Origin of the sequence: Rhizobium sp. F40D2 (assembly GCF_051810745.2) — a bacterium.
GTDB lineage: Bacteria > Pseudomonadota > Alphaproteobacteria > Rhizobiales > Rhizobiaceae > Rhizobium.
This window is the reverse complement of record NZ_CM131436.1, coordinates 4,019,934-4,046,815: the sequence shown is the minus strand read 5'-3', so window position 1 is coordinate 4,046,815 and position 26,882 is coordinate 4,019,934. Positions and strand designations below refer to the sequence as shown.

Below are 26,882 nucleotides of genomic sequence, written 5' to 3'. Positions count from 1 at the left end.
GCATGGCATTGCCCGATTTCTCTATGCGCCAGCTTCTCGAAGCAGGCGTCCACTTCGGCCACCAGACGCACCGCTGGAACCCGAAGATGAAGCCGTACATCTTCGGCGATCGTAACAACATCCACATCATCGACCTGGCTCAGACCGTTCCGATGCTGTCGCGTGCCCTGCAGGTCGTCAGCGACACCGTTGCCCGCGGCGGCCGCGTTCTCTTCGTCGGCACCAAGCGCCAGGCGTCCGAGATCATCGCCGACAGCGCCAAGCGTTCGGCCCAGTACTACGTCAACTCGCGCTGGCTCGGCGGTATGATGACGAACTGGAAGACGATCTCCAACTCGATCCAGCGCCTGCGCAAGCTCGATGAGATCCTCAATGGCGAAGCCCAGGGCTTCACCAAGAAGGAACGCCTGAACCTCGAGCGCGAGCGTGAAAAGCTCGACAAGGCTCTCGGCGGTATTCGCGATATGGGCGGCACCCCGGACCTGATGTTCATCATCGACACCAACAAGGAAAAGATCGCGATCGACGAAGCCAAGCGCCTCGGTATCCCGGTCGTTGCCATCATCGACTCGAACTGCGACCCGGACCTGATCGACTATCCGATCCCGGGCAACGACGACGCATCGCGCGCCATCGCTCTTTACTGCGAGCTGATCTCCCGCGCGGCCATCGACGGCATCGCGCGTCAGCAGAGCTCTTCCGGCCGTGATCTCGGCGCATCCTCCGAAGTTCCGGTCGAGCCGGCTCTCGAAGAAGCAGCCGAAGGCTGATGAAAGCCGGCGGATCGAAAGGTCCGCCAAAGCTTGCATGACTGGGAAAGGCCGCTCGCGACTCATCGAAGTTCGGCGGCCTTGCCTGTTTCAGGGCGAGGGCATCAGGCTCTTTGCCAGAGAAGTTTCGTTATGACGCGTCTTCATCACGCTGTCATACATACAGGTACATTTCGTGCCTCAATCCGGTGCCGCGCCGCGCTTTGCGGCCCACCGTATGAACCGACAAGAGGAAGCTAATGAGCGAGATTACGGCTGCAATGGTGAAGGAACTGCGCGAAAAGACCGGCGCAGGCATGATGGACTGCAAAAAGGCCCTTGCTGAAACCGGCGGCGACATGGAAGCGGCGATCGACTGGCTGCGCGCCAAGGGCATCGCCAAGGCCGACAAGAAGTCGGGCCGCACCGCTGCCGAAGGCCTCATTGGCGTTTCGAGCCAGGGCACCAAGGCCGTTGTCGTCGAAGTCAATTCCGAAACCGACTTCGTCGCCCGTAACGATGCCTTCCAGGATCTCGTCCGCGGCATTGCCAAGGTTGCCGTCTCCACAAACGGCGCCGTCGACGCCGTTGCGGCTGCGACCTATCCGGCATCCGGCAAGTCCGTTTCCGACACGATCAAGGACGCGATCGCAACGATCGGCGAGAACATGAACCTGCGCCGCTCCGTCGCTCTCTCCGTCGAGGACGGCGTCGTCGCCACCTATATCCACAATGCTGTTTCCGACGGACTCGGCAAGCTCGGCGTTCTCGTCGCGCTGAAGTCGACCGGCGACAAGGAAGCCCTGAACGCAATCGGCCGCCAGGTCGCCATGCATATCGCTGCGACCGCACCGCTGGCGATCCGCCCCGAGGAAGTCGATGCCGCCGTCGCCGAGCGCGAGCGCAACGTCTTCATCGAGCAGTCGCGCGCTTCCGGCAAGCCGGACAACATCATCGAGAAGATGGTCGATGGCCGCATGCGCAAGTTCTTCGAAGAAGTCGCACTTCTTTCGCAGGCTTTCGTCATCAATCCGGATCTGACTGTCGCAGCCGCCGTCAAGGAAGCTGAAAAGGCCGTCGGCGCGCCGATCGAAGTCGCCGGCATGGCCCGCCTTCTGCTCGGCGAAGGCGTCGAGAAGGAAGAGACCGATTTCGCAGCCGAAGTCGCGGCTGCGGCCAAGGGTTGATCTTCCAGCCATAATTGGGAAAACAACAGGGGCATCGCGTGACAACGCGGTGCCCTTCGTGTATCGGGCATTCACGGCAATTTACGAGGAGCCAAGATGTCTTTAGAGCCTGTCTATAAACGCGTTCTACTCAAGGCTTCCGGCGAAGCGCTCATGGGTAGCCAGGGTTTCGGGATCGATGTTGCGGTGGCGGACCGCATTGCATCCGATATCGCCGAAGCAAGGCATATGGGCGTGGAAGTCGGCGTCGTCGTCGGTGGCGGCAATATTTTCCGCGGTGTCGCGGTCGCGTCCAAGGGCGGTGACAGGGTCACCGGCGACCACATGGGCATGCTAGGCACCATCATCAATGCGCTGGCGCTGGCCACTTCGCTGCGCAAGCTGAATATCGATACGGTGGTGCTTTCGGCCATCTCCATGCCTGAGATCTGCGAGAGCTTTTCGCAGCGCGCGACCCTCTATCACCTGTCGATGGGGCGTGTGGTGATCTTTGCCGGCGGCACCGGCAACCCCTTCTTCACCACCGATTCGGCCGCAGCGCTGCGCGCCGCCGAAATGGGCGCGCAAGCGATCTTCAAGGGCACGCAGGTGGACGGCATCTACACCGCCGACCCGAAGAAATATCCCGATGCGACCCGTCTCGACCGCCTGACGCACCAGGAAGTGCTGGACAGGGGGCTTGCGGTGATGGACGTTGCCGCCGTGGCGCTCGCCCGGGAGAATTCCATTCCGATCATCGTCTTCTCGATCCACGAGAAAGGCGGTTTTGCTGAAATCCTGACGGGCGGTGGCCTCAAGACCATCGTCTCCGACAATTGATATAGACTGCGCCGCTTTATCGGGCGCAGCCATCGCGACGCGCTTTATACGGGAGCATCGAAATGAGTGAAGGTATCGACATCAAGGAACTGAAGCGCCGCATGGACGGCGCGGTTTCCGCATTCAAGAGCGACATCGCATCGCTGCGCACCGGCCGCGCTTCGGCCAACATCCTCGATCCGGTCACGATCGAGGCCTATGGTTCGCGCATGCCGCTGAACCAGGTCGCCAACATCACCGTGCCCGAGCCGCGGATGCTGTCGGTTTCCGTCTGGGACAAGTCGATGGTCAGCGCCGTCGAGCGCGGCATTCGCGAATCCAATCTCGGCCTCAACCCGATCGTCGACGGCCAGAGCCTGCGCATTCCGCTGCCCGAGCTGAACGAGGAGCGCCGCAAGTCGCTCGTCAAGGTGGCTCATGATTATGCCGAAAAGAGCAAGGTCGCGATTCGCCATGTTCGCCGTGACGGTATGGACGGCCTTAAGAAGGCCGAAAAGGACGGCGTAATCGGCCAGGACGAGGGCAGGGCGCAGTCGGAACGTGTACAGAAGATGACCGACGAGACGATTTCCGAAATCGACCGCTTGCTTGGCGAGAAGGAAAAGGAAATCATGCAGGTCTAGTGGATCTGTGCCTTTGCCTGGAAAGACCGGACGGGAAATGTCGGAATCTGTATTTGTGACTGTGCCAGAGCATGTTGCCATCATCATGGACGGCAATGGCCGTTGGGCCAAGCAGCGCGGCCTGCCGCGCACGATGGGCCATCGCAAGGGCGTCGAGGCGGTCCGCGAGACAGTGCGCGCCGCCGGCGCGGCCGGCATAAAATATCTGACCCTCTTTGCCTTCTCCTCGGAGAACTGGCGCAGGCCTGAGGCCGAGGTCTCCGACCTGCTTGGCCTGCTCAAGGCTTTCATCCGGCGTGACCTTGCCGAGCTTCATCGCCAGAATGTGCGGATCAAGGTGATCGGCGACCGCCACAGCCTGCGCAACGACATTCTCGGGCTGCTGCTCGAGGCGGAGGAAACGACCAAGGACAATACGGCGCTGACGCTGGTCATCGCTTTCAATTATGGCTCGCGCGACGAGATCTCGCGGGCTGTGGTGAGCCTGGCGCGGGATGTCGAGGCCGGGCGCCTGAGGGCGCAGGATATCACGCCATCGCTGATCAATGCGCGTCTCGATACGGCCGGTATTCCCGATCCGGACCTCATCATCCGCACCAGCGGCGAGGAGCGGCTTTCCAATTTCCTCCTCTGGCAGGCCGCCTATTCGGAATTCATCTTCGTTCCGGAATATTGGCCGGATTTCAGCCCCGAAATCTTCCGCTCGGCGCTGGAGAAATTCGCCTCCCGCGACCGGCGCTTCGGCGGTCTGTCGTCGCAGGCAGCCGCGGTCGGCACCTGATGCAGCAGGAATTGAAACTCCGCATCGTTTCAGGCCTGATTCTTGCGGTGATCGTTCTTGCTGCCACCTGGTACGGCGGATTTGCCTTCCGCATCCTGGCGGCCGTGATCGGCCTGCTGATCTATTATGAATGGTCGACAATAACCGGCGTCGCGCGTGATTGGGTCGCCAATGCCGTCGGCTGGATCGGTCAGGCGGCGATTGCCTTCCTCGTGCTTGTCGGCAATTTCGAATTCGCCGCCGGCATGCTGGCCGGCGTCACCGCCGTCGGCATAGCGCTGATCATCCTGCACGGCACCAGCCGCTGGTTGCCCGTAGGCCTATTTTACGCCGGTGCCACGGGCCTGGCGCTCGCGGCGATCAGAAGCGATGACCGGCCCGGCCTTTATGCCATGCTCTTCGTCTTTGCCGTCGTCTGGGCAACCGACATCCTTGCTTATTTCGTCGGCAGGGCGCTTGGCGGACCGAAGCTTGCCCCTTCGATCTCGCCGGGAAAAACATGGTCGGGCGCAATCGGCGGCGCCGTTTCGGCGGTCGTAGCCGGCGTCGTACTCATCCACTTTCTCCTTCCAGGCACTGAAATCATCGCTGCCGTTGCAGCGCTCGTTCTCTCGGTTTGCAGCCAGTCGGGAGATCTGTTTGAATCGTTCATCAAGCGGAAATTCGGCGTCAAGGATTCAAGCCGTCTCATTCCTGGTCATGGCGGAGTCATGGACCGTGTCGACGGACTGATTTTCGCCTGTTTTTCGGCGTTGTTGCTTGCTGGATTATTTTCCCTGATAAAGGGGACTGCGATGACGTCGCTCGGCGCGGCCTTGTTCGGCCTTTGATGACGCGGCAGCCTGACGGAAGGAACTGATAGAAGTGATGGCCGATATATACACATTCCTGATGGGGAATATCGTCACCTTCATCCTCGTGCTCTCGCTGCTCGTCTTCGTGCACGAGATGGGCCACTACCTCGTCGGGCGCTGGAGCGGCATTCGCATCCTTGCCTTCTCCGTCGGTTTCGGTCCCGAGATATTCGGATTCACCGACCGCCACGGAACGCGCTGGAAGATCTCGGTAATCCCGCTTGGCGGTTACGTCCGCTTCTTCGGCGACGAGGACGCGTCCAGCAAGCCAGACACCGACAAGATCGCCGCCATGTCCGAGGAGGACAGGGCGCGTTCCTTCGCCGGCGCAAAGCTGTGGAAGCGCGCCGCGACGGTCGCGGCCGGGCCGATTGCCAATTTCCTGCTGGCAATCGCCATCTTTACCCTTCTGTTTTCGATCTACGGCCGTTCGGTCGCCGATCCCGTCGTTTCCGAAGTCAAGCCGGATGGCGTGGCGGCTGCAGCCGGCATCCTTCCCGGCGATCTCCTGGTCGCCATCGACGGCGGCAAGGTCGAGACCTTCGACGATGTGCGCCGCTATGTTGCCATCCGCCCGAGCCAGGAGATCGTCGTCACCATCGAGCGCGGCGGCCAGAAGCTGGACTTGCCGATGGTGCCGCAACGCGTCGACATGACCGACCAGTTCGGCAACAAGATCGAGGTCGGCCAGATCGGCATCGTCACCAGCAAGGAGGTCGGCAATTTCCGCCTGCAGACCTATACGCCGCTTCAGGCGTTGCGGGAAAGTGTGATCGAGACCCGGGATATCGTCACCGGCACCTTCAAATATATCGGCAATATTTTCCGCGGAACGATGCGGGCCGATCAACTAGGCGGCCCGATCCGCGTGGCGCAAGCTTCGGGCCAGATGGCGAAGCTTGGAATAGGGGCAGTGTTGCAGCTTGCCGCCATGCTTTCAGTTTCGATAGGATTGCTTAACCTGATGCCGGTTCCGGTACTTGATGGCGGCCACCTGATGTTCTATGCGGTGGAAGCGGTCAGAGGAAAACCGCTGGGCGCCAAGACCCAGGAAATCGCATTTCGCATTGGCTTGGCCATGATACTGACATTGATGGTTTTCACGACCTGGAACGACATTGGCGCGAGCTAAGGGTAAACGCGCAAAGCAGGGGAATTACTATTTATTTACGATGTTTCAAGGCTGTAGTGGCGAATGGGTCACGCTTCGAAATGAAGTAAACAGAAATTAACGACCTCCCTTGCTTGTATGTCAAAAGCGGGTAAAACGACACACGTGACCGGAATCGGGCTCTCCCGGAACCGGGGACGAGGGAAAAAAGGTAATAGGTGAAATGAAGGCTGGTTCAAAGTTTTTGAACGCAGTATCGGCGGTTGCGCTGTCTGCTAGTGTTGTTGCTTCGGGCGCAGGTGCTTTGACGTTCGTTTCCGCTACCGCCGCCGAGGCCGCGGTCATCCAGCGCATCGATGTGCGCGGCGCAAGCCGCGTCGGCGCGGAAGCGGTCCGGTCGAACCTCACCATCGCTCCCGGAAAGAGTTTTTCGAACACCGATATCGATGAATCGGTCAAGCAGCTCTACGGGACGGGTTACTTCTCCGACGTCAAGATTTCGGTCTCCGGAAGCACGCTGGTCGTCAATGTCCAGGAAGCCCAGCTCGTCAACCAGGTCGTCTTCAACGGCAATCGCAAGATCAAGGACGACAAGCTCGCGACCATCGTCCAGACCCATGCTGCCGGCCCCTACAGCGACACCCAGATCCAGTCCGACATCCAGTCGATCAAGGAAGCCTACGCCGCCACCGGCCGCAGCGAAGTTGAAGTTACGACGCAGGTCGTGCCGCTCGGCGAAGGCCGCGTCAACCTTGCCTTCGTCATCAACGAAGGCGACCGCACGAAGATCGATTCGATCAACTTTGTCGGCAACAATGCCTACAGCGCCGGCCGCCTGGCCGCCGTCATCGCTACCAAGCGTTCGAACTTCCTGTCGTTCCTGACCCGCAAGGACGTCTATAACGAAGACAAGCTTCACGCCGACGAGGAAGCGCTTCGCCAGTTCTATTACAATCGCGGCTACGCCGACATGCGCATCGTCTCTTCCGATGCCACCTTCGACGACGCGACCAACAAATACACGCTCACCTTCAATATCGAGGAAGGCCAGCGTTACGACTTCGGGCCGGTGACCGTCCAGTCGACCGTCGAAGGCGTCGGTTCCGAGCAGCTGCAGCCGCTCGTGCGCACCCACGAAGGTCATGTCTACAACGCCAAGGAAGTGCAGAAGTCGATCGAGGCGATCTCCGATCAGGTCGCATCTGCCGGTTATCCTTTTGCGCGCGTCACGCCGCGCGGCAACCGCGACCTCAACAATAATACGATCGGTGTCGAATATCTGGTCGACCAGGGCGAGCGCGCCTATGTCGAGCGTATCGAAATCCGTGGCAACAGTCGCACGCGCGACTACGTCATCCGCCGCGAATTCGATATGAGCGAAGGCGACGCCTTCAACCAGCAGATGATCACCAAGGCCAAGCGCCGCCTCGAAGCGCTCGGTTACTTCTCCTCCGTCAATATCTCCACCCAGCCGGGCAGCTCGCCTGATCGCGTCGTGGTGGTCGTCGACGTGCAGGATCAGTCCACCGGTTCGTTCGGTGTCGGCGCGGGTTATGCCGCTGGCGGCGACGGTCTGCTGCTTGAAGCATCCATCGAGGAAAAGAACTTCCTCGGCCGCGGTCAGTACATCCGCATTTCGGCCGGCGGCGGTCAGGAAGGCTCGCGCGCCTACGGCGTCAGCTTCACCGAGCCTTATTTCCTCGGTTATCGTCTGGCCGCAGGCTTCGACGTCAACCACAGCGAGACGTCGAGCAACGACAACTACGATTATCAGGAAACCAGCGTCGTCCTGCGCGTCACCGCGCCGATCACGGAAGACCTGGCGACGACTTTCCGCTATAACTACAAGCAGATGAAGTATGATGCGGATAACAACGATCTTTCCGATCTGTCAGCTCCATATCAGCACCTCGTTGAGGACAGCCCGTGGACGCGCTCTTCGATCTCGCAGACGCTGACCTATAACACGCTTGATGACACCGTCCTGCCGCGTGAAGGCATCTATGCGACGGCGACGCAGGAGCTTGCCGGCCTCGGCGGCGATTCGCAATTCTACAAGATCTACGGCAAGGCCCGTTACTACCGTCTGCTGGCTGACGACGCCGATATCATCGGCTCGGTTTCTGCTTCGGCGGGTTATGTCGTCGGCTTCGGGGACCATCTGAATGTCTTCGATCAGTTCACCCTGACCAACGGCGATATTCGTGGCTTTGAAAACAAGGGCATCGGCCCGCGCGTTTCCGGCACCAACGACGATCCGCTGGGCGGTACGACGTATTTCACCGCATCGGCCGAAGCCACCTTCCCGATGCCGGGCTTCCCGCGTGACTTCAACCTGCGCGGCGCGGTTTTTGCCGATGCCGGCACCCTGTTCGGCAACGATGTTGACCTGAGGGGCGACGGCATTGAAGGCGAAGACGCCTCTCTGCGTGCTTCCGTCGGCGTGGGTGTCGTCTGGCAGTCTCCCTTCGGTTCGTTGCGCCTGGATTACGCGATCCCGGTTCTCAAGGAAGACTTCGACAAGACGCAGAACTTCAAGTTTGGCATCAACAATCAATTCTGATATCGGCAGTCCGGAACTGTAAGACTCAATTCCGTTCTGGAGCATTGCCGATGGAGCAAAACGTTTTCTTTCTGCCCCATGAAGGTCTGAAGCTCGCTGAGCTGGCAGAGTTTCTTGGGGCGGAACTCGCCAATTCCGACCATGCCGATATCGTCGTCCGATCCGTGGCCCCGATCAACCGGGCACGGGCGGGTGATGTCTGTTATATCCTGTCGCGTCGCAACCGCGATGAACTGGCGACATGCGAAGCCTCGGCAGTGATCTGCGACAAGGCGCTCGCCGATCTCGTCCCCCCGCATATCCCGGTCGTCCTGTCGTCCAATCCGCACGCCGCCTTCGCGATGGCAGGCGGCCTGTTTTACCCTGCCGCATTACGTCCGGTCGCCATTTCGGGTGAAAGCGGGATCGCGCCAAGCGCGGTGATCGATCCGAGCGCCAAGCTTGAAAAGGGCGTGATCGTCGAGCCGTTAGCCGTCATTGGTGCGCATGCCGAGATCGGCGAAGGAACACGGATCGGGGCGAACAGCGTCATCGGCCCTAACGTCAAGATCGGCCGGCATTGTTCGATCGCGGCCGGCGCCAGCGTTCTCTGTGCCCTGATCGGCAACGGCGTCATCGTCCATAACGGCGTCCGCATCGGTCAGGATGGTTTCGGTTATGCGCCGGGTCCCCGCGGCATGATCAAGATCGTTCAGATCGGCCGGGTGATCATCCAGGATAATGTCGAAATCGGCGCCAATACGACGATCGACCGCGGCGCCATGGACGATACGGTGATCGGCGAGGGTACCAAGATCGACAATCAGGTGCAGATCGGCCACAACGTCCAGATGGGCCGCCATTGCGCCATCGTCGCGCAGGTCGGTATTGCCGGCAGCACGAAGATCGGCAATGGCGTGCAGATCGGCGGTCAGGTCGGCATCAAGGGACATGTGACGATCGGTGACGGCGTGCAGATCGCTGCCAAAAGCGGTATCATGACCGATCTTGCCGCCGGCGGGCAATATGGCGGTGTACCGGCCCGCCCGCTAAAAGACTATCTGAGAGAGGCCGCACAACAAGTGTCGAAGTCCAAGTTGCGCGGTCGGAACCCTGGAGGCAAGGAAAATGACTGAAGAAGCCACGACAACGCTTTCTTCGGCGGACATCATCGAGATCATGAAGCTGCTGCCGCATCGTTACCCCTTCCTCATGGTCGACAAGATCATCGAGATCGACGGCGACAACTCGGCGATCGGCATCAAGAATGTCACGGTGAACGAACCGCATTTCACCGGCCATTTTCCGGAGGCTCCGATTATGCCGGGCGTTCTCCTGATCGAGGGCATGGCGCAGACTGCGGGTGCGATCTGTGCCAAGAAGGAAGGCCAGCCCGGCAACCTCGTCTACTTCATGACCATCGAGAATGCGCGCTTCCGCAAGCCTGTCGTTCCCGGCGACCGCGTCGAATTCCATGTCGCCAAGCACAAGCAGCGCGGCAATATCTGGAAATTCCATTGCGACGCCAAGGTCGACGGCGCCCTTGTCGCCGAAGCCGATATCGGCGCTATGATCGTTCGTAAGGAACAGGCATGAGCACGATTGCCGAAAGCGCCCACATTCATCCTATGGCTGTCGTCGAAGACGGGGCTGTGATCGGTGAGGGCGTCAAGATCGGTCCCTTCTGCCATGTCGGGCCGCATGTCGTCCTGCATGAAAATGTCGAGCTCTTGTCGCATGCGGTCGTCACCGGCCGCACCGTGATCGGCAAGGGCACGCGCATCTTTCCGATGGCCGTTATCGGTGGCGATCCGCAGAGCGTGCATCACGGCGGCGAGGAGACGACGCTTTCGGTTGGCGCCAACTGCACGATGCGTGAAGGCGTGACGATGAACACCGGCACGGCCGATTTCGGCGGCCAGACAGTCGTCGGCGACAACAACCTCTTCCTTGCCAATTCCCACGTCGCGCATGACTGCAAGGTCGGCAATCACGTGATCATGTCGAACAACGTCATGCTCGCCGGCCATGTCGTCATCGAGGATCGCGTCATTCTGGGCGGCGGCTCGGCCGTTCACCAGTTCACCCGAGTCGGCCGTCAGGCATTCGTCGGCGGGCTCTCGGCCGTGAGTTACGACGTCATTCCCTACGGCATGCTGAACGGCAATCCCGGTCTGCTGAGCGGCCTGAATGTCGTCGGCATGACCCGCGCCGGCGTCGACCGCGCCGTCATCCACAGGGTGCGCCGCGCCTATAAGGCGATCTTCGAAGGGCCGGGCTCGGTCCGCGAAAACGCCGCCGCCATTCGCGATGAATATGCCGATTGCGAGCAGGCGGTCCAGATCCTCGATTTCATCGCCGCCGACAGCGACCGCGCTCTGTCTTCGCCGACCCGGGGGCAGAAGGGCTGATCCGTGGCTTTATCAGGCGACACCGCTGCGGGCCGGCTGGCGATCATTGCCGGCGGCGGTCTTCTGCCTTCCTATGTCGCCGAAGCCGCGCGTGCGGCGGGTGAAAATCCCGTCATCGTCGTCCTGAAGGACGAAAGCGACCGACGCTGGGAAGACTATGACCACGCCGTCATCGGCATCGGCGATTTCGCAGCTCTTGATGGGGTGCTCAGCCGTTATGGTGTCGGCCGTGTCGTGATGTCTGGCAGCGTCGCCCGCCGGCCGGAATGGCGCGAGGTGCGCCCGACACTGCGCATTCTGATGAAAGTGCCGGCCGCCATCCGCACACTGCTCTCCGGCGGCGATGACACGGTTCTGCAGATGGTTATTCGGCTGATCGAGGGAAACGGCCGCCGGGTGGTCGGCGCTCATGAAATTGCCCCCGATCTGCTTGCCTCTGTCGGCCCGCTTGGCGCGACAACGCCCAGTGAGGAGGACCGGCGCGATATCCGCCGCGCCGCCGAAGCCGCGGACATGCTCGGCCGGCTGGATGTCGGGCAGGGCGCTATCAGCATCGGCGGGCGTGTCGTCGCGCTGGAGGGTCTTGAGGGCACGGACGAGATGCTGGACCGCGTCGCGGGTCTCCGAGCCGCCGGGCGCATCTCGCCGCGGCGCCGGGGCGCGCTCGTCAAGCTCTGCAAGCCGCAGCAGGATATCCGCGCTGACCTGCCGGCGATCGGCGTTTCCACCATCTTGAACGCAAAAAAAGCCGGTCTCGGCGGGATCGCCGTGGAGGCCGGCCGCTCGCTGGTGCTCGATCGCGCCGCCGTCATCAAGGCAGCCGATGAGGCGGGGCTATTCGTCTGCGGCATCGATCGCGGCCTGCCGGCATGGGGGCTCGAATGAACGCGGCGCCGCTGAAGATCGCCGTCATTGCCGGCGAGGTATCGGGTGATCTGCTCGGTGCCGATCTGATAGCCGCGCTGAAGCGGGTCCACACCGGACCGGTGGAACTTGTCGGCGTCGGCGGCGAGGGGCTGCAGGCCGAGGGCTTGCGATCCCTGTTCGATTTCTCCGAGCTGTCGATCATGGGCATCACCCAGGTGCTGAGCCGGCTGCCAAAGCTGTATAGCCTGATCCGCCGGACGACCGCTGCCATCGTCGCTGCCAGGCCTGACATTCTCCTCATTATCGACAGCCCGGATTTCACCCATCGCGTCGCAAAGCGCGTCCGCACCGCGCTGCCCGATCTGCCTGTCGTCAATTACGTGTGTCCGAGCGTCTGGGCCTGGAAGGAATATCGCGCCACGCGCATGCTTGCCTATGTCGATCATGTGCTCGCCGTCCTCCCCTTTGAGCCGGCGGCGATGCAGCGCCTTGGCGGGCCGGCAACCACCTATGTCGGCCATCGCCTGACCGCCGACCCCGCTCTCGTGGAGACCCGGCACCGGCGCGCCGGCAGGCAGCCCGGCAACGGCCCGTTCCTGCTTCTACCAGGCTCACGTTCATCCGAAATTCAGAAGCTCCTGCCGCATTTCGAGGTGGCGGCAAGCGAACTTGTCGCCCGCAATGGGCCGATGCGCTTTATTCTGCCGACGGTGACGCACAGGCAAGCGCTTGTCCACCAGCTGACGGCGGGATGGGCGGTGAAGCCGGAGATCGTTGTCGGCGCTGAAGCAAAATGGAAGGCCTTCGCTGACGCCGATGCGGCCATGGCGGCATCCGGAACCGTCATTCTTGAACTGGCGCTTGCCGATGTTCCTGTCGTCTCCGCCTATAAGGTCGACTGGATCATGCGTCTGCTGACGTCAAGCATCAAGACTTGGACTGGCGCACTGCCGAACCTGATTGCCGATTACGCCGTCGTGCCGGAATATCTGAACGACGTCGTTCGCGGCGCAAGCCTCGCCCGCTGGATGGAAAGGCTGTCGGCCGATACGTACCAGCTCAAGGCGATGAAGGAAGGCTATGATCTCATCTGGCAGCGCATGCAGACGGAAAAGCCACCAGGCGAACATGCCGCCGAAATCCTGCTCGACGTGCTGAACAAGAAAAAACCCGGTCGTCTCTGACCGGGTCTTCTTCTTTTCGGGCCGATATATTGGCCGAAGCGATTAGCGCTTCGAAACGGGGATGTAGTCGCGCTTCGGTTCGCCGACATAGAGCTGGCGCGGACGGCCGATGCGCTGTTCCGGATCCTCGATCATCTCGTTCCACTGCGCGATCCAGCCGACCGTGCGGGCAAGCGCGAAGAGCACGGTGAACATGGTCGTGGGGAAGCCCAGCGCCTTCAGCGTGATGCCGGAATAGAAATCGATGTTCGGATAGAGCTTCTTTTCGATGAAATATTCGTCGGTGAGCGCGATGCGCTCCAGCTCCATCGCCACTTCGAGCAACGGATCATCCTTGATGCCGAGCTCGCCGAGGACTTCATGCGTCGTCTTCTGCATGATCTTGGCCCGCGGATCGTAGTTCTTGTAGACGCGGTGACCGAAGCCCATGAGGCGGAACGGATCGTTCTTGTCCTTGGCGCGGGCGATATATTCCGGAATGTGATCGACCGAGCCGATCTCATGCAGCATGTTGAGCGCTGCTTCGTTGGCGCCGCCATGGGCAGGACCCCAGAGGCAGGCGATGCCGGCTGCGATGCAGGCGAACGGGTTGGCGCCTGACGAACCGGCAAGACGGACGGTCGAGGTCGAGGCGTTCTGCTCGTGATCGGCATGCAGGATGAAGATGCGGTCCATGGCGCGGGCAAGCACCGGATTGACCACGTATTCTTCGCAAGGCACGGCAAAGCACATGCGCAGGAAGTTCGAGGCGTAGTCGAGATCGTTCTTCGGATAAACGAATGGCTGGCCGATATGGTACTTGTAGGCCATGGCGGCAAGCGTCGGCATTTTGGCGATCATACGCAGGCTGGCGACCATGCGCTGGTGCGGATCGGTGATATCGGTGGAGTCGTGATAGAAAGCCGAAAGTGCGCCGACGCAGCCGCACATGACCGCCATCGGATGCGCATCGCGGCGGAAGCCGGTGAAGAAGCGGCTCATCTGCTCGTGCACCATGGTGTGGTGCGTGACGCGATAATCGAAATCCTTCTTCTGCGCGGTGGTCGGCAGTTCACCGTAGAGCAGCAGGTAGCAGACTTCGAGGAAGTCGCCATGCTCGGCCAACTGCTCGATCGGATAGCCGCGGTGCAGCAGCACACCTTCGTCGCCATCGATATAGGTGATTTTCGATTCACATGATGCGGTCGAGGTGAAACCCGGATCGTAGGTGAAGGAAGCCGTGTTCTTGTAGAGGGCACCGATATCGATGACGCTCGGGCCGATCGTGCCGCTCTTGACGGCTAGGTCGACAGATTTGTCACCGATTTTTATTGTAGCGCTTTGATCCGTCATGCTGATCCTCCGAAATGGCGGTGGCGCCATAAAAGCGCCATAGGGGTTAAGCGTCCTCACCGATAGCTATATGATCGCGAAGCTAATGCCAAGTTACCGTGACGGCATTTTGTGCATTGCGGTATCACCTTTTAGGCACTGCAGCGATGAGCCGCGCGCATACCGGAAGCCAATGATTCGACTGCTCTTTTGGCGGTGGCGATTTTCCCTCATATTTCAATCGATTATTCTTGCTCGTTTTGATTGAAGGTTGCATTGTGGCTGCAGGTGCGGGTGATCTTGGGCGGGGCATGGAGGGATTGACGACAGTCGAATTGCGGCCGGAAGCGGGCGCCGGCCTGGCCGATTCACCGGTTTTTTCCGCGCCTGCGATGGGGCGGCGGCCGGCAAGGACACAGTCCGCGATGCCGCTGCGTCACCGGCTGCCGGCCGCGGCCTCGCAATCGCTGCGTGCCGGAATCCGCATGCTTGGCGAGGAGGCCGACCATGGCCGACTGCTGCTGTTCTCGCCGGTCCTCCTCGGTGCCGGGGCGGCCTTCTGGTTTCTCGCGACATCGGATTTTCCTCTCGTCACGTTGCTGCTCTGCCTGTTGATGCCGACGGTTGCGGTTCTTGTCGCCGGCCCCAGCCGGCCGGTATTGCGGGCCAGCTTCCTGGCGCTGGCGCTTTTCGCCTGCGGCATGCTCTCGGCACAATTCGAGAGCTGGCGGGCTTCGACCGTGATCCTCGATTCATCCGTGACGACCACGGTGACCGGCCGTGTCGAACGGCGGGAAGGCAATGGCCGTGGGCGCTGGCGCTACATCCTTGCCGTCACCGGCACGGAGGCACCGGAGCTGAAGCGGCGGCCGGGGCGCATCACCGCGATCGTCCGCGGCGCCGATGCGCCATTCGAGATTGGTGACATCATCACCGGCAGGGCACGGCTGACGCCGCCGGCAGGCCCAGCGCTGCCCGAACTCAACGATTTCTCCTTCAGTGCCTATTTCGATGGCATCGGCGCCAACGGCTTCTTCTATGGCGCGCCGGAGAAAGCCGATCCGCAGGCCGGCCCGCAGGCGGCGAGAGCGACGTCGGAAGCTCTGCTCGAATGGCTTTATCAACTGCGCAGCCGCATCGGCGACCGCATTCGATCGATCCTGCCCGGCGATACGGGCGCTTTTGCCGCTGCCCTGGTGACCGACGAGCGGCGTGCCATCTCGAATGCGACGACGGAGGCGCTGCGCCAGTCCGGCCTTGCACATATCGTTGCGATCTCGGGCCTCAACATGGCGCTGTCAGCCGGCATCTTCTTCGTCGGCTTCCGGATGCTGCTCAGCCTCTTTCCAGGTGTTGCCCAGGCCTATCCGACCAAAAAGATCGCCGCCGCGGGCGCGCTCATCGCCGTCACCGCCTACTACCTGATCTCCGGCTTCGGGGTCTCGGCTGAACGCGCCTTTATCATGATGGCCATCATGCTGATCGCCGTCTTCTTCGATCGGCCGTCGATCAGCCTGCGCAATGTCGTGCTCTCGGCCCTCGTCATCATTGCCATTTCGCCCTCCGAAGTCCTGGGCCCGAGCTTCCAGATGTCCTTTGCCGCGACATTGGCGCTGGTATCGGGCTACCAGCTGTGGAAGGACCGGCGCATCCGCGAAAACGCTTTGCTGAAGCTGCCGGTCTTCCGGCCGGTCGTTGCGGTCGCCGGCTTCTTCGGCGGCGTTTTCCTGACTTCGCTGATCGGCGGTTTCTCCACGGCGCTGTTTTCGATCGAGCATTTTCATCGCCTGACCGCCTACGGCCTGCCGGCAAACCTCGCGACGATGCCGATCATCTCCTTCATCGTCATGCCGGCCGGGCTGCTAGCGATGTTGCTCATGCCCTTCGGTCTGGACGCTCCGCTTTGGAAGGTGGTCGGCTTCGGCCTCGATCTGGTGATTGCGGTCGCCAAGACGGTGTCCGGTTGGGGTGGCGATATCGGCGTCGGTCGCTTGCCCGGCTGGTATTTTGCCGTGGCGGTGGCAGGCTTCCTGCTGCTGACGCTGCTGCGCACCCGGCTGCGCCATGCCGGCACATCGATCCTTGCCGTCTCGACGCTCATTGTGCTGATTCTGCCGGTTCCCCAGCCGCCAGATCTGGTGATTTCGGAGGACGGTAGTCTGGTGGCGCTCGTCGAGCCCTCGGCAATGGCATCCAATCGGGAAAACCCGCCGGATTTCATCTTCGACCAGTGGAAAAGGGCGCTGGTCCTGCCGACGCATCACCCGCCGAAGATGCTGAATGGCCCTGCTATCCCGCCGGAGGGAGAAGACCGCCGCGTCAGGCTTTCCCGCGAGCAGCAGAACGAAGCGAGGACAGCGATGCGGGCGGCGGCCGCGGGCAGTGAAACAAACCGCTTTTCCTGCGTCAAAAAGGCCTGGTGCACATCGAGGCTTGGCAATGGCCGTGTGGTAACCATCATCGACAATGCCGCTTATCTCGGCCCGGCCTGCGATGCGGCCGATATCGTCGTGACGCCGGTCCGTCTGCGTTTCAACAGTTGCCGCTCAGGCGCGACGCTCTTCACCAGTGAGACGCTGCGCAGGACCGGTTCCGTCGAGCTGCGCTTCGCGGATACCGGCCTGGAGGTCGCAACCGCATTCGAAACCCTGTCGCGGCCGTGGATACGCCAGCGCGCTTATGACTGGCGCAGCAACAGTTTTACCGAATCCGGCCTGTCCAGTATCAGTGATAGCGACGAATGAGGCCGACTAGCTTGCCCTGCACCTTGACGCGGTCCGGTCCGAAGATCCGGGTCTCGTAAGCCGGGTTGGCCGCCTCCAGCGCGATCGAGGCACCCTTGCGGCGGAACCGCTTCAGCGTCGCTTCCTCGTCGTCGACGAGGGCAACGACAATGTCGCCGGGGCTTGCGGTGCTGCCGTTGCGGATGATCACCGTGTCGCCGTCGAAGATGCCGGCGTCGATCATCGAATCGCCCTTGACCTCCAGCGCATAATGTTCACCGGAGCCAAGCATGTCGGCAGGAACGACGATGTCGTGAGTGTTGTTCTGGATTGCCGAAATCGGAACGCCGGCAGCGATTCGGCCCATGACCGGCACCGAGACCGAGTTGCCGTTATCGGCGACGGGTTTTGCAGGAGCGGGGAAGCAACCGGCTGGGGCTTGCCGAGGCTGCCCTCGATGACGCTCGGCGAAAAGCCGCGCCGGGGCTGGATGCTGGGGCTATAGGCCTCGGGAAGCTTTATGACCTCGAGCGCCCTGGCGCGGTTCGGTAGGCGGCGAATGAAACCGCGTTCTTCGAGCGCCGTAATCAGGCGATGAATGCCGGATTTCGAAGCCAGATCCAGGGCATCCTTCATCTCGTCGAAAGACGGCGGAACGCCGGATTCCTTCATGCGCTCATGAATGAAAAGGAGAAGCTCCTGTTGTTTGCGCGTGAGCATCGGCGTGTGACCCCTGATTGAAACAAATCCAGAACAGACACTATATGTTCCATATGTGTTCCGCAAGTAGCTAAATTTCCGTAAAACTTGCCGCCAACGCGTTGAGATTTTTATTTTCATTCGCCGGATTGGCACACATGTCTTGCATTGGTGGTGGCGCTGTCGCACATCTCTTGTCGTTTGAGCGAGGGATATCATGAATGAGCGTTCCGCCAAACCGCACCCGCTGGATCATGTCGTGTTGCCCGTCGTCAATATCGATCTGGCCCGCGAACGGCTCGGCAAGCTCGGCTTCACTGTTGCCGCCGATGCCCGCCATCCCTTCGGCACGGAGAATGCCTGCGCCTTCTTTGCCGACAAGACCTATCTGGAGCCGCTTGGTATCGCGAGCGTCGAAGAGAGCGAGGCGTCGGCGCGGCAAGGCAATGTCTTCACCGCCCGCAACCGCGCCTTCCGCTTCCGTTGCGGCGAGGAGGGGCTTTCGGCGGTGGCGTTTGCCACCAGCGATGCCGGCCGCGATCATCGCAACTTTGCCGGCAGCGGATCGAGCGCCGGCGAGATGCTGCAGTTCAGCCGGCCGATGAAAATGCCTGATGGTTCCGAGACTATCGCCGGCTTCAAGCTGGCTTTTGCTGCCGACTTGCGCGCGCCGGATTTCTTCCTCTTCAGCGTCGAGCGCATCAATCCGCTGCCGTCTGACCGCGGCGCGCTGGAGATGCATGCCAATGGCGTGATCGGCATTGCGGAGATTGCGCTTTGCGCGCCGGAACCCGCCGCTTTCGCGGCCTTCGTCGGCCTTGCCGCTGCGCAGTCGGCCGTCGAAAAGACCAGTTTCGGCGTCAATATCGCGGCGCCGAACGCGAAAATCAGCCTGATGACACCGGAAGGGCTGGATGCCTATTTCGAGATTGCCGTCACATCTGCCGACCGCGGCCTGCGCGGCCGGGCTATCCTCTTCACCGTCGCCGATCTTGCCGTGACAGAAGCGCATTTGGCTGCTAACGGAGTGACCTACACGCGCAAGAACAATCGCATTCTGGTGAAGCCGGCGCCCGGGCAGGGCACGCTCTTCGCCTTCGAGGAAACACGATGAGCACTGATACGAATTCTGAAGTCAGGATCGGCGAGGGCGCAGGTCAGGTGACCTTCTCCAACACCGGCCGCCTGTCGCTGATTGCCGGCCCCTGTCAAATGGAGAGCCGGGACCACGCTTTCATGGTTGCCGGCACGCTCAATGAGCTCTGCGCCAAGCTCGGCATCGGCCTCGTCTACAAGAGCTCCTTCGACAAGGCCAACCGCACCTCGCTGTCGGCTGAGCGCGGCATCGGGCTTGAAAAGGGCATGCAGGTCTTTGCCGATCTCAAGAAGGAGTTCGGCTTTCCCGTCCTCACCGACGTTCACACCGCCGAGCAATGCGCCGAAGTGGCAAAGGTGGTCGATGTCCTGCAGATTCCGGCCTTCCTTTGCCGTCAGACCGACCTTCTGATCGCCGCCGCCGAGACTGGCCGTGCCGTCAATGTCAAGAAGGGCCAGTTCCTCGCCCCCTGGGACATGAAGAACGTGCTGAAGAAGCTCAACGCCAGCGGCAATCCGAACGTGCTGCTCTGCGAACGCGGCGCCTCCTTCGGCTACAATACATTGGTTTCCGACATGCGCTCGCTGCCGATCATGGCGTCGATGGGCGCCCCCGTCGTTTTCGATGCGACCCATTCCGTGGCGCAGCCGGGCGGGCAGGGCGATTCCTCCGGCGGTCAGCGGGAGTTCGTGGAAACGCTGGCGCGCGCAGCGGTGGCGACTGGTATTGCCGGCGTTTTCGTCGAAACCCACCAGGACCCGGACAACGCACCGTCCGACGGCCCGAACATGGTCTATCTCAAGGACATGCCGCGGCTGCTGGAAAAGCTGCTGGCCTTCGATGCTGTCGCCAAGGGCTGACGGTCAAAAGCCTGACATGTTCGTGCTGTAGCGACGATCAGACATGCAGATCGAAGGTGTCGCAATGCGCCATTGTAATTTGCACGCCTTCGATTATGACAGGCTTCGAACGATTGATCACCCACCGAGCAGGAAGAACCCATGACTGCAATCACCGATATCATCGCCCGCGAGATTCTCGATAGCCGTGGCAACCCCACCGTCGAAGTCGATGTCTATCTCGAAGACGGCAGCATGGGCCGCGCGGCCGTTCCCTCGGGCGCTTCGACCGGCGCGCATGAGGCGGTCGAGCTGCGCGACGGCGGCAAGCGCTACCTCGGCAAGGGCGTGCAGAAGGCGGTCGATGCGGCCAATACCGAGATCTTCGACGCGATCGGCGGCATCGATGCCGAAAACCAGATCCAGATCGACAACATCATGATCGAACTCGACGGCACGCCGAACAAGTCGCGCCTCGGCGCCAACGCCATCCTCGGCGTGTCGCTCGCCGTCGCCAAGGCTGCCGCCCAGGCCTCCGGCCTGCCGCTCTACCGTTACGTCGGCGGCGCTTCCGCAAGCCTGCTTCCGGTGCCGATGATGAACATCATCAACGGCGGCGCCCATGCCGACAATCCGATTGATTTCCAGGAGTTCATGATCCTGCCGGTCGGCGCCGATACGATTGCCGAAGCCGTGCGCATGGGTTCGGAAGTCTTCCATACGCTTCGCAAGGAACTCGCCGCCCAGGGCCACAACACCAATGTCGGCGACGAAGGCGGTTTTGCTCCGGGCCTGAAGAGCGCGCCCGAAGCCCTCGACTTCATCATGAGGTCGATCGAGAAAGCCGGCTACAAGCCGGGCGACGACATGTGCCTCGGCCTCGATTGCGCCTCGACTGAGTTCTTCAAGGACGGCAAATATGTCCTCGAAGGCGAAGGCCGCACGCTCGAATCGGGCGCCATGGCCGAATATCTGGCCGAACTTGCCGCCAAGTACCCGATCATCTCGATCGAGGACGGCATGGCCGAAGACGACTGGGACGGCTGGAAGACACTGACCGACCTGACCGGCAAGAAGACCCAGCTCGTCGGTGACGATCTCTTCGTCACCAACTCCGCCCGTCTTCGCGACGGCATCCGCATGGGCGTCGCCAACTCGATCCTCGTCAAGGTCAACCAGATCGGCTCGCTGACGGAAACGCTCGACGCCGTCAACACGGCGCACAAGGCAGCCTATACCGCCGTCATGTCGCACCGCTCCGGCGAAACCGAAGATCTGACCATCGCCGACCTCGCAGTCGCCACCAACTGCGGCCAGATCAAGACCGGCTCGCTGTCGCGTTCCGACCGCCTCGCCAAGTACAACCAGCTGATCCGCATCGAGGAAGGCCTTGGCCCCCAGGCTCAGTATGCCGGCCGCTCGATCATCCGCGGCTGATCGAATCTGCTTTCAACCACGTGCCCCGCGCCTCCTCGGCGCGGGTTTTTTGTTGCCCGTTTTTACGGTCAACGAACGGTTAATCTCTGGGCGTTATGCTGAACGAATTGGTAATGCGTTCAAGAGCATGCGTGTATGTGGACAAAGCATCATAAGAAGAGAAAGATCGGCCGCTTCGTCATTCCGGCGATGACGGTCGCCTTCCTTTCCTACTTCGGTTATCATTGCATTCACGGCGATTACGGCTTGCGAGCGACGGAAGCGTTCGAGCATCAGCGTGTCGCGCGTGAAAAAGAGCTTGCGATCTTGAAGGCAAAGCGCGAACATCTGGAAAATCAGGTGGCGCTGCTGAGTGATGGCTCGCTCGACAAGGATATGCTGGACGAAAAGGCGCGCTATCAGCTCAATATGTCGCGCGCGGACGAGATCGTCATATTCAACCATTATTCCAATTAACCGGAATTCGGTTAATTGGATATTTCGTCGTATTTCCAATAATTTAGCGCCGAATATGAGCCATGCAATTATGGCATTGCTGTGGTCTTATTTCTTCCCTATGGTACGCGCCACCGAGAAACGACAAACCCATAGGGAGGGTTGAATGGCGCCGCGAAAGACCGCGACCGTTTCCAGCCGCAAAACTGCAGCAAAACCGGCAGCCAAGGCATCGAATGGAGGCCCGGTAGCCGACTTCGATCGCGATGAGGAGCTCAAGGCCTATCGCGAGATGCTGCTGATCCGCCGCTTCGAGGAGAAGGCCGGCCAGCTTTACGGCATGGGCTTCATCGGCGGCTTTTGCCACCTCTACATCGGTCAGGAAGCTGTCGTCGTCGGCATGCAGATGGCGCAGAAGGAAGGCGACCAGGTCATCACCGCATATCGCGATCACGGCCACATGCTGGCAACCGGCATGGAAGCGCGCGGCGTCATGGCGGAATTGACCGGCCGCCGCAGCGGCTATTCCCACGGGAAGGGCGGCTCGATGCACATGTTCTCGAAAGAGAAGCATTTCTACGGCGGCCACGGCATCGTCGGCGCCCAGGTATCGCTCGGAACCGGTCTTGCCTTTGCAAACCATTACCGCGGCAACGGCAATGTCTCGATCGCCTATTTCGGCGATGGCGCCGCCAACCAGGGCCAGGTCTACGAGAGCTTCAACATGGCGGCGCTCTGGAAGCTGCCGATCGTCTATATCGTCGAGAACAATCGCTACGCCATGGGCACCTCCACGGCGCGCGCCACCGCCCAGTCGAACTACTCGCTGCGCGGCTCCGGCTTCGGCATCCCCGGCATTCAGGTCGATGGCATGGACGTTCGCGCCGTCAAGGCGGCCGCCGACGAGGCGCTCGAACATTGCCGCTCCGGCAAAGGCCCGATCATTCTCGAAATGCTGACCTATCGTTATCGCGGGCACTCGATGTCCGACCCGGCGAAATATCGCTCCAAGGACGAAGTGCAGAAGATGCGCTCCGAGCATGACCCGATCGAGCAGGTGAAAGCACGCCTCGTCGAAAGGGGCTGGGCTTCCGAAGACGATCTGAAGGCGATCGACAAGGATGTTCGCGACATTGTCGCCGACAGCGCCGACTTCGCCCAGGCCGATCCGGAGCCGGATGCATCCGAGCTCTACACCGACATTCTGCTCTAATCGGGGAGGGAACCCATGCCTATCGATATCCTCATGCCCGCCCTCTCTCCGACGATGGAAGAAGGCACCCTGTCCAAATGGCTGAAGCAGGAAGGTGACAAGGTCACTTCAGGCGACGTGATTGCCGAAATCGAAACCGACAAGGCAACGATGGAAGTCGAAGCCGTCGACGAAGGCGTCATCGGCAAGCTGCTCGTCGACGCCGGCACCGAAGGCGTCAAGGTCAACACCAAGATCGCCGTGCTGCTGCAGGATGGCGAATCCGCCGCGGATATTTCCGCCGCCAAGCCGGCCGCCGCTGCAGCACCTCAGGTTGCCCAGGAAGAAAAGCCGACGAATAGCGGCTCGGCTTCCGCGCCGCTTCCGGCCGAGCCGAAGGCCGTCGTTCCGAACGACCCGGAAATCCCCGCCGGCACCGAAATGGTGTCAATGACGGTGCGCGAAGCGCTCCGCGACGCCATGGCCGAGGAAATGCGCGCCAGCGACGACGTCTTCGTCATGGGCGAGGAAGTCGCCGAATATCAGGGCGCCTACAAGGTCACCCAGGGCCTGCTGCAGGAATTCGGCCCCCGCCGCGTCATCGATACGCCGATTACCGAGCACGGCTTTGCCGGCGTCGGCGTCGGCGCCGCCATGGCAGGCCTTCGCCCGATCGTCGAATTCATGACTTTCAACTTCGCCATGCAGGCGATCGACCACATCATCAACTCGGCCGCCAAGACGCTCTATATGTCCGGCGGCCAGATGGGCGCTCCGATCGTCTTCCGCGGCCCGAACGGTGCAGCAGCCCGCGTCGGCGCCCAGCACAGCCAGGACTATGCCGCCTGGTACAGCGCCATCCCCGGCCTGAAGGTCGTCATGCCCTACACGGCAGCCGACGCAAAGGGCCTGTTGAAGGCGGCGATCCGCGATCCGAACCCGGTCATCTTCCTTGAGAACGAGATTCTCTACGGCCAGCACTTCGACGTGCCGAAGCTCGACAATTTTGTCCTGCCGATCGGCAAGGCCCGCATCCATCGTCCGGGCAATGACGTCACCGTCGTCTCCTTCGGCATCGGCATGACCTATGCGACGAAGGCGGTTGCCGAACTCGAGAAGATCGGCATCGACGTCGAACTGATCGACCTTCGCACCATCCGCCCGATGGATCTCCCGACCGTGATCGAATCGGTCAAGAAGACCGGCCGCCTCGTCACCGTCGAGGAAGGTTATCCGCAATCCTCCGTCGGCACCGAAATCGCTACCCGCGTCATGCAGCAGGCCTTCGACTATCTCGATGCGCCGATCCTGACGATCGCGGGCAAGGACGTGCCGATGCCCTACGCCGCCAATCTCGAAAAACTGGCGCTTCCGAACGTCGGCGAAGTCGTCGATGCGGTGAAGGCTGTTTGCTACAAATAAGGGGAGGGTATCTCGATGCCGATCAATATCACGATGCCCGCCCTCTCTCCGACCATGGAGGAAGGCAATCTTTCCAAATGGCTGGTCAAGGAAGGCGACACGGTCAAGTCTGGCGATGTGATCGCCGAGATCGAGACCGACAAGGCGACGATGGAAGTCGAAGCCGTCGATGAAGGCACGGTCGCCAAGCTCGTCGTTGCCGCCGGCACGGAAGGTGTCAAGGTCAACGCGCTGATCGCCGTTCTCGCCGCCGATGGCGAGGATGTCGCCGCCGCCGCAAGCGGCGCGGGCTCTGCCGCTCCGGCAAAGGCCGAGGCCACCCCCGCACCGAAGGCCGAGGCTGCCTGCTCCGGCTGCAGCGAGGGCGCCTGCCGCCGCACCAGTGGCGGTTTCATCAAACGGCAACCGCACCTTCTCTTCGCCGCTTGCTCGCAGGCTCGCTAAGGAAGCCGGTATCGACTTGTCGGCTGTCGCCGGCTCCGGCCCGCATGGCCGCGTCGTCAAGAGCGATGTCGAAGCCGCCGCTGCCGGTGGTGGCGCCAAGGCTGCAGCAGCGCCGACCACCGCAGCGCCGCAGGCCGCTGCCGCTCCGGCTCCGGCCGCAGCACCGAGGGGCGCTTCCGAGGACGCCGTGCTCAAGCTTTTCGAGCCGGGCTCCTACGAGCTCGTGCCGCATGACGGCATGCGCAAGACGATCGCCCGGCGCCTGGTCGAATCCAAGCAGACGATCCCGCATTTCTACGTCAGCGTCGATTGCGAACTCGATGCGCTGATGGCGTTGCGCGCCCAGCTGAACGATGCTGCACCCCGCAAGGACAACGCTCCGGCCTACAAGCTCTCGGTCAACGACATGGTCATCAAGGCCATGGCGCTGGCGTTGCGCGACGTTCCGGATGCCAACGTTTCCTGGACCGACAACAACATGGTCAAGCACAAGCACGCCGATGTCGGCGTCGCCGTCTCGATCCCGGGCGGCCTGATCACCCCGATCATCCGCAAGGCCGAGCAGAAGACGCTGTCTGTCATCTCCAACGAGATGCGCGATCTCGGCAAGCGGGCCAAGGACCGCAAGCTGAAGCCTGAGGAATATCAGGGCGGCACCAGCTCGGTTTCGAACATGGGAATGATGGGCGTCAAGAACTTCGCCGCCGTCGTCAACCCGCCGCATGCGACGATCCTCGCGGTCGGCGCTGGCGAACAGCGGGTCGTCGTCAAGAGCGGCGAAATGGCCATCGCCACCGTGATGTCGGTCACGCTGTCGACCGACCATCGCTGCGTCGACGGCGCGCTCGGCGCCGAGCTGCTCCAGGCCTTCAAGGGCTACATCGAGAACCCGATGGGCATGCTTGTCTGATAGCTGGGCGGAGGCGGAAATGACCAAGACCGTTCTTTGCTATGGCGACTCGCTGACCTGGGGTTATGACGCTGAGACGATCGGCCGTCATGAGTACAAAAACCGCTGGCCGAGCGTGCTTCAGGCCGCACTCGGCAGCGAGGCGCGTGTGATCGCCGAAGGGCTCAACGGTCGCACGACCGCTTTCGACGACCATCTCGCCGATTGCGACCGCAACGGCGCACGCGTCCTGCCGACCATCCTGCAGACGCATGCGCCGCTCGATCTCGTCATCCTCCTGCTCGGCACCAACGATATGAAGCCGGTCGTGGCTGGTTCGGCCTTTGCTGCCTGCCAGGGCATCAGCCGTCTCGTGCGGCTGATCCGCAACCATGCCTGGCCCTTCGAATTCGATGGGCCGGAGATCCTGATCGTAGCGCCGCCGGCGATCTGCGCGACGGGCAACGTGCCCTTCGCCGCATCCTTTCCCGGCGGCATCGACGAATCGGCAAAGCTTGCAACGCTTTATCGTGATCTCGCCGACGAACTCGGCTGCGGCTTTTTCGACGGCAATTCCGTCGCCAGGACCACGCCGATCGATGGCATCCATCTCGATGCGGAGAATACACGGGCGCTCGGGCGCGGGCTGGAATCGATCGTGCGGATGATGCTGGGGATCTGAGCATGACCGCCTTCATCGCGCTGCGGCAGGCCTCACGGCGGGATGCCTCGGAGCTGGCGATCCTGGCGGATATTGCTTCGCATGGTTTTGCTTCCTGGCTCTGGTGCGCCGATGTGGCGAATGGCGTCAGCGACACGCCGCTGGAGCGTGGCAGGCTGAAGATGAGCGAGGAAGAAGCTGTCGGCGGCTGGCGGGATTCCGTCATCGCCGAGGCCTATGGCGAGGTCGCAGGTGTAGCGATCGGCCATGCGCTGGAGGACGGCATAGGTGATATCGAGGCGACAATCCCGGCGACCGAGCCGATACTCGCCTTGCAGAAAACGGTTGTGGGAAGCTGGTTCATCGGCAGTCTCGGCGTCTATCGCCACCTGCGCGGCATCGGCATCGGAAGCAGGCTGCTGGAAGATCAGATCGACAGGGCCGATCGACGCCTCATCAGTCTCATTACCGCAAGTGATAACGAGGCGGCTTTGTCGCTTTATGGAAGAAACGGATTCCTGGAGGCTGCGCGCGCCGATGCCGTGCCGCTCTTCGAAAACAGCAAGAGCCACGCGTGGGTGCTCATGACCCGCAGCGCAGCATAAC

General features: G+C 61.6%; 23 protein-coding genes and 2 pseudogenes. 23 read left to right on the top strand and 2 right to left on the bottom strand.

Annotated features, from left to right (window positions below):
* The first annotated feature begins 2 nt into the window (after positions 1-2).
* The 13 genes from rpsB to lpxB all read left to right on the top strand — a co-directional run bounded on the left by rpsB (position 3) and on the right by lpxB (position 13,128).
* Positions 3-770, top strand: coding sequence for a 30S ribosomal protein S2 (gene rpsB, locus ACS4RS_RS19490; protein WP_003573382.1), 768 nt, complete (start codon positions 3-5; stop codon positions 768-770).
* A gap of 239 nt (positions 771-1,009) precedes the next feature.
* Positions 1,010-1,936, top strand: coding sequence for a translation elongation factor Ts (gene tsf, locus ACS4RS_RS19485; RefSeq protein ID WP_439009650.1), 927 nt, complete (start codon positions 1,010-1,012; stop codon positions 1,934-1,936).
* A 96-nt stretch (positions 1,937-2,032) separates the two neighbouring features.
* The gene (gene pyrH / locus ACS4RS_RS19480) at positions 2,033-2,755 is read left to right on the top strand and encodes a UMP kinase (protein WP_003573378.1); all 723 of its coding nucleotides are present in this window, start codon (positions 2,033-2,035) and stop codon (positions 2,753-2,755) included.
* A 62-nt stretch (positions 2,756-2,817) separates the two neighbouring features.
* Positions 2,818-3,378: a ribosome recycling factor gene (frr, locus tag ACS4RS_RS19475; protein WP_003586677.1), complete on the top strand. Its 561-nt coding sequence runs from the start codon at positions 2,818-2,820 to the stop codon at positions 3,376-3,378.
* A 37-nt stretch (positions 3,379-3,415) separates the two neighbouring features.
* Positions 3,416-4,159: an isoprenyl transferase gene (locus ACS4RS_RS19470; protein ID WP_003586675.1), complete on the top strand. Its 744-nt coding sequence runs from the start codon at positions 3,416-3,418 to the stop codon at positions 4,157-4,159.
* Positions 4,159-4,989, top strand: a complete 831-nt coding sequence (locus ACS4RS_RS19465) for a CDP-archaeol synthase (protein WP_439009651.1) — start codon at positions 4,159-4,161, stop codon at positions 4,987-4,989. Before ACS4RS_RS19470 ends, ACS4RS_RS19465 begins: the two co-directional genes overlap by 1 nt.
* Before the next feature lie 37 nt (positions 4,990-5,026).
* The gene (gene rseP, locus ACS4RS_RS19460) at positions 5,027-6,145 is read left to right on the top strand and encodes an RIP metalloprotease RseP (protein WP_439009652.1); all 1,119 of its coding nucleotides are present in this window, start codon (positions 5,027-5,029) and stop codon (positions 6,143-6,145) included.
* A gap of 202 nt (positions 6,146-6,347) precedes the next feature.
* Positions 6,348-8,687 carry an outer membrane protein assembly factor BamA gene (gene bamA, locus ACS4RS_RS19455; protein ID WP_439009653.1) on the top strand — a complete coding sequence of 780 codons (2,340 nt, stop codon included), beginning with the start codon at positions 6,348-6,350 and terminating at the stop codon, positions 8,685-8,687.
* A 50-nt stretch (positions 8,688-8,737) separates the two neighbouring features.
* On the top strand, positions 8,738-9,802 hold the full coding sequence (lpxD, locus tag ACS4RS_RS19450) for a UDP-3-O-(3-hydroxymyristoyl)glucosamine N-acyltransferase (protein WP_449313793.1): 1,065 nt from the start codon (positions 8,738-8,740) through the stop codon (positions 9,800-9,802).
* Entirely contained in the window at positions 9,795-10,262 is a 468-nt protein-coding gene (gene fabZ, locus ACS4RS_RS19445; RefSeq protein WP_003586669.1) for a 3-hydroxyacyl-ACP dehydratase FabZ, read from the top strand. The genes lpxD and fabZ overlap by 8 nt, the downstream gene beginning before the upstream one ends.
* Positions 10,259-11,077, top strand: coding sequence for an acyl-ACP--UDP-N-acetylglucosamine O-acyltransferase (gene lpxA / locus ACS4RS_RS19440; protein ID WP_439009654.1), 819 nt, complete (start codon positions 10,259-10,261; stop codon positions 11,075-11,077). The genes fabZ and lpxA overlap by 4 nt, the downstream gene beginning before the upstream one ends.
* Before the next feature lie 3 nt (positions 11,078-11,080).
* Positions 11,081-11,962: an LpxI family protein gene (locus ACS4RS_RS19435; RefSeq protein WP_439009655.1), complete on the top strand. Its 882-nt coding sequence runs from the start codon at positions 11,081-11,083 to the stop codon at positions 11,960-11,962.
* Positions 11,959-13,128 (top strand): lipid-A-disaccharide synthase, encoded by a 1,170-nt coding sequence (gene lpxB / locus ACS4RS_RS19430; protein WP_439009656.1) that lies wholly within the window; start codon positions 11,959-11,961, stop codon positions 13,126-13,128. The genes ACS4RS_RS19435 and lpxB overlap by 4 nt, the downstream gene beginning before the upstream one ends.
* Before the next feature lie 42 nt (positions 13,129-13,170).
* On the opposite strand, the gene gltA is transcribed toward lpxB, so the two are convergent.
* Entirely contained in the window at positions 13,171-14,460 is a 1,290-nt protein-coding gene (gene gltA / locus ACS4RS_RS19425) for a citrate synthase (RefSeq protein WP_116273259.1), read from the bottom strand.
* A 290-nt stretch (positions 14,461-14,750) separates the two neighbouring features.
* On the opposite strand from gltA, the gene ACS4RS_RS19420 reads away from it, so the two are divergent.
* Positions 14,751-17,183 (top strand): ComEC/Rec2 family competence protein, encoded by a 2,433-nt coding sequence (locus ACS4RS_RS19420; RefSeq protein WP_439011802.1) that lies wholly within the window; start codon positions 14,751-14,753, stop codon positions 17,181-17,183.
* Here ACS4RS_RS19420 and lexA read toward each other — a convergent pair.
* A pseudogene (gene lexA, locus ACS4RS_RS19415) lies at positions 17,164-17,882 on the bottom strand (transcriptional repressor LexA). The gene ACS4RS_RS19420 and the pseudogene lexA sit on opposite strands and share 20 nt — an antisense overlap.
* 196 nt (positions 17,883-18,078) lie before the next feature.
* On the opposite strand from lexA, the gene ACS4RS_RS19410 reads away from it, so the two are divergent.
* From ACS4RS_RS19410 to ACS4RS_RS19370, 9 genes and pseudogenes are all read left to right on the top strand, one after another.
* Complete coding sequence (locus tag ACS4RS_RS19410; RefSeq protein WP_449313792.1) at positions 18,079-18,975, top strand: VOC family protein; 897 nt, start codon at positions 18,079-18,081, stop codon at positions 18,973-18,975.
* Entirely contained in the window at positions 18,972-19,817 is an 846-nt protein-coding gene (gene kdsA, locus ACS4RS_RS19405; RefSeq protein WP_439009658.1) for a 3-deoxy-8-phosphooctulonate synthase, read from the top strand. Before ACS4RS_RS19410 ends, kdsA begins: the two co-directional genes overlap by 4 nt.
* Before the next feature lie 141 nt (positions 19,818-19,958).
* Positions 19,959-21,233, top strand: a complete 1,275-nt coding sequence (gene eno, locus ACS4RS_RS19400; protein WP_449313791.1) for a phosphopyruvate hydratase — start codon at positions 19,959-19,961, stop codon at positions 21,231-21,233.
* Positions 21,234-21,368: 135 nt separating this feature from the next.
* The gene (locus ACS4RS_RS19395) at positions 21,369-21,689 is read left to right on the top strand and encodes a septum formation initiator family protein (protein ID WP_439009660.1); all 321 of its coding nucleotides are present in this window, start codon (positions 21,369-21,371) and stop codon (positions 21,687-21,689) included.
* A 145-nt stretch (positions 21,690-21,834) separates the two neighbouring features.
* Positions 21,835-22,881, top strand: a complete 1,047-nt coding sequence (gene pdhA, locus ACS4RS_RS19390; RefSeq protein ID WP_439009661.1) for a pyruvate dehydrogenase (acetyl-transferring) E1 component subunit alpha — start codon at positions 21,835-21,837, stop codon at positions 22,879-22,881.
* Positions 22,882-22,896: 15 nt separating this feature from the next.
* Positions 22,897-24,282: a pyruvate dehydrogenase complex E1 component subunit beta gene (locus tag ACS4RS_RS19385; RefSeq protein WP_439009662.1), complete on the top strand. Its 1,386-nt coding sequence runs from the start codon at positions 22,897-22,899 to the stop codon at positions 24,280-24,282.
* Positions 24,283-24,297: 15 nt separating this feature from the next.
* A pseudogene (locus tag ACS4RS_RS19380) lies at positions 24,298-25,636 on the top strand (pyruvate dehydrogenase complex dihydrolipoamide acetyltransferase).
* A 19-nt stretch (positions 25,637-25,655) separates the two neighbouring features.
* Positions 25,656-26,297 (top strand): SGNH/GDSL hydrolase family protein, encoded by a 642-nt coding sequence (locus tag ACS4RS_RS19375; protein ID WP_439009664.1) that lies wholly within the window; start codon positions 25,656-25,658, stop codon positions 26,295-26,297.
* A 2-nt stretch (positions 26,298-26,299) separates the two neighbouring features.
* Positions 26,300-26,881, top strand: coding sequence for a GNAT family N-acetyltransferase (locus tag ACS4RS_RS19370; RefSeq protein ID WP_439009665.1), 582 nt, complete (start codon positions 26,300-26,302; stop codon positions 26,879-26,881).
* Position 26,882 lies beyond the last annotated feature (1 nt).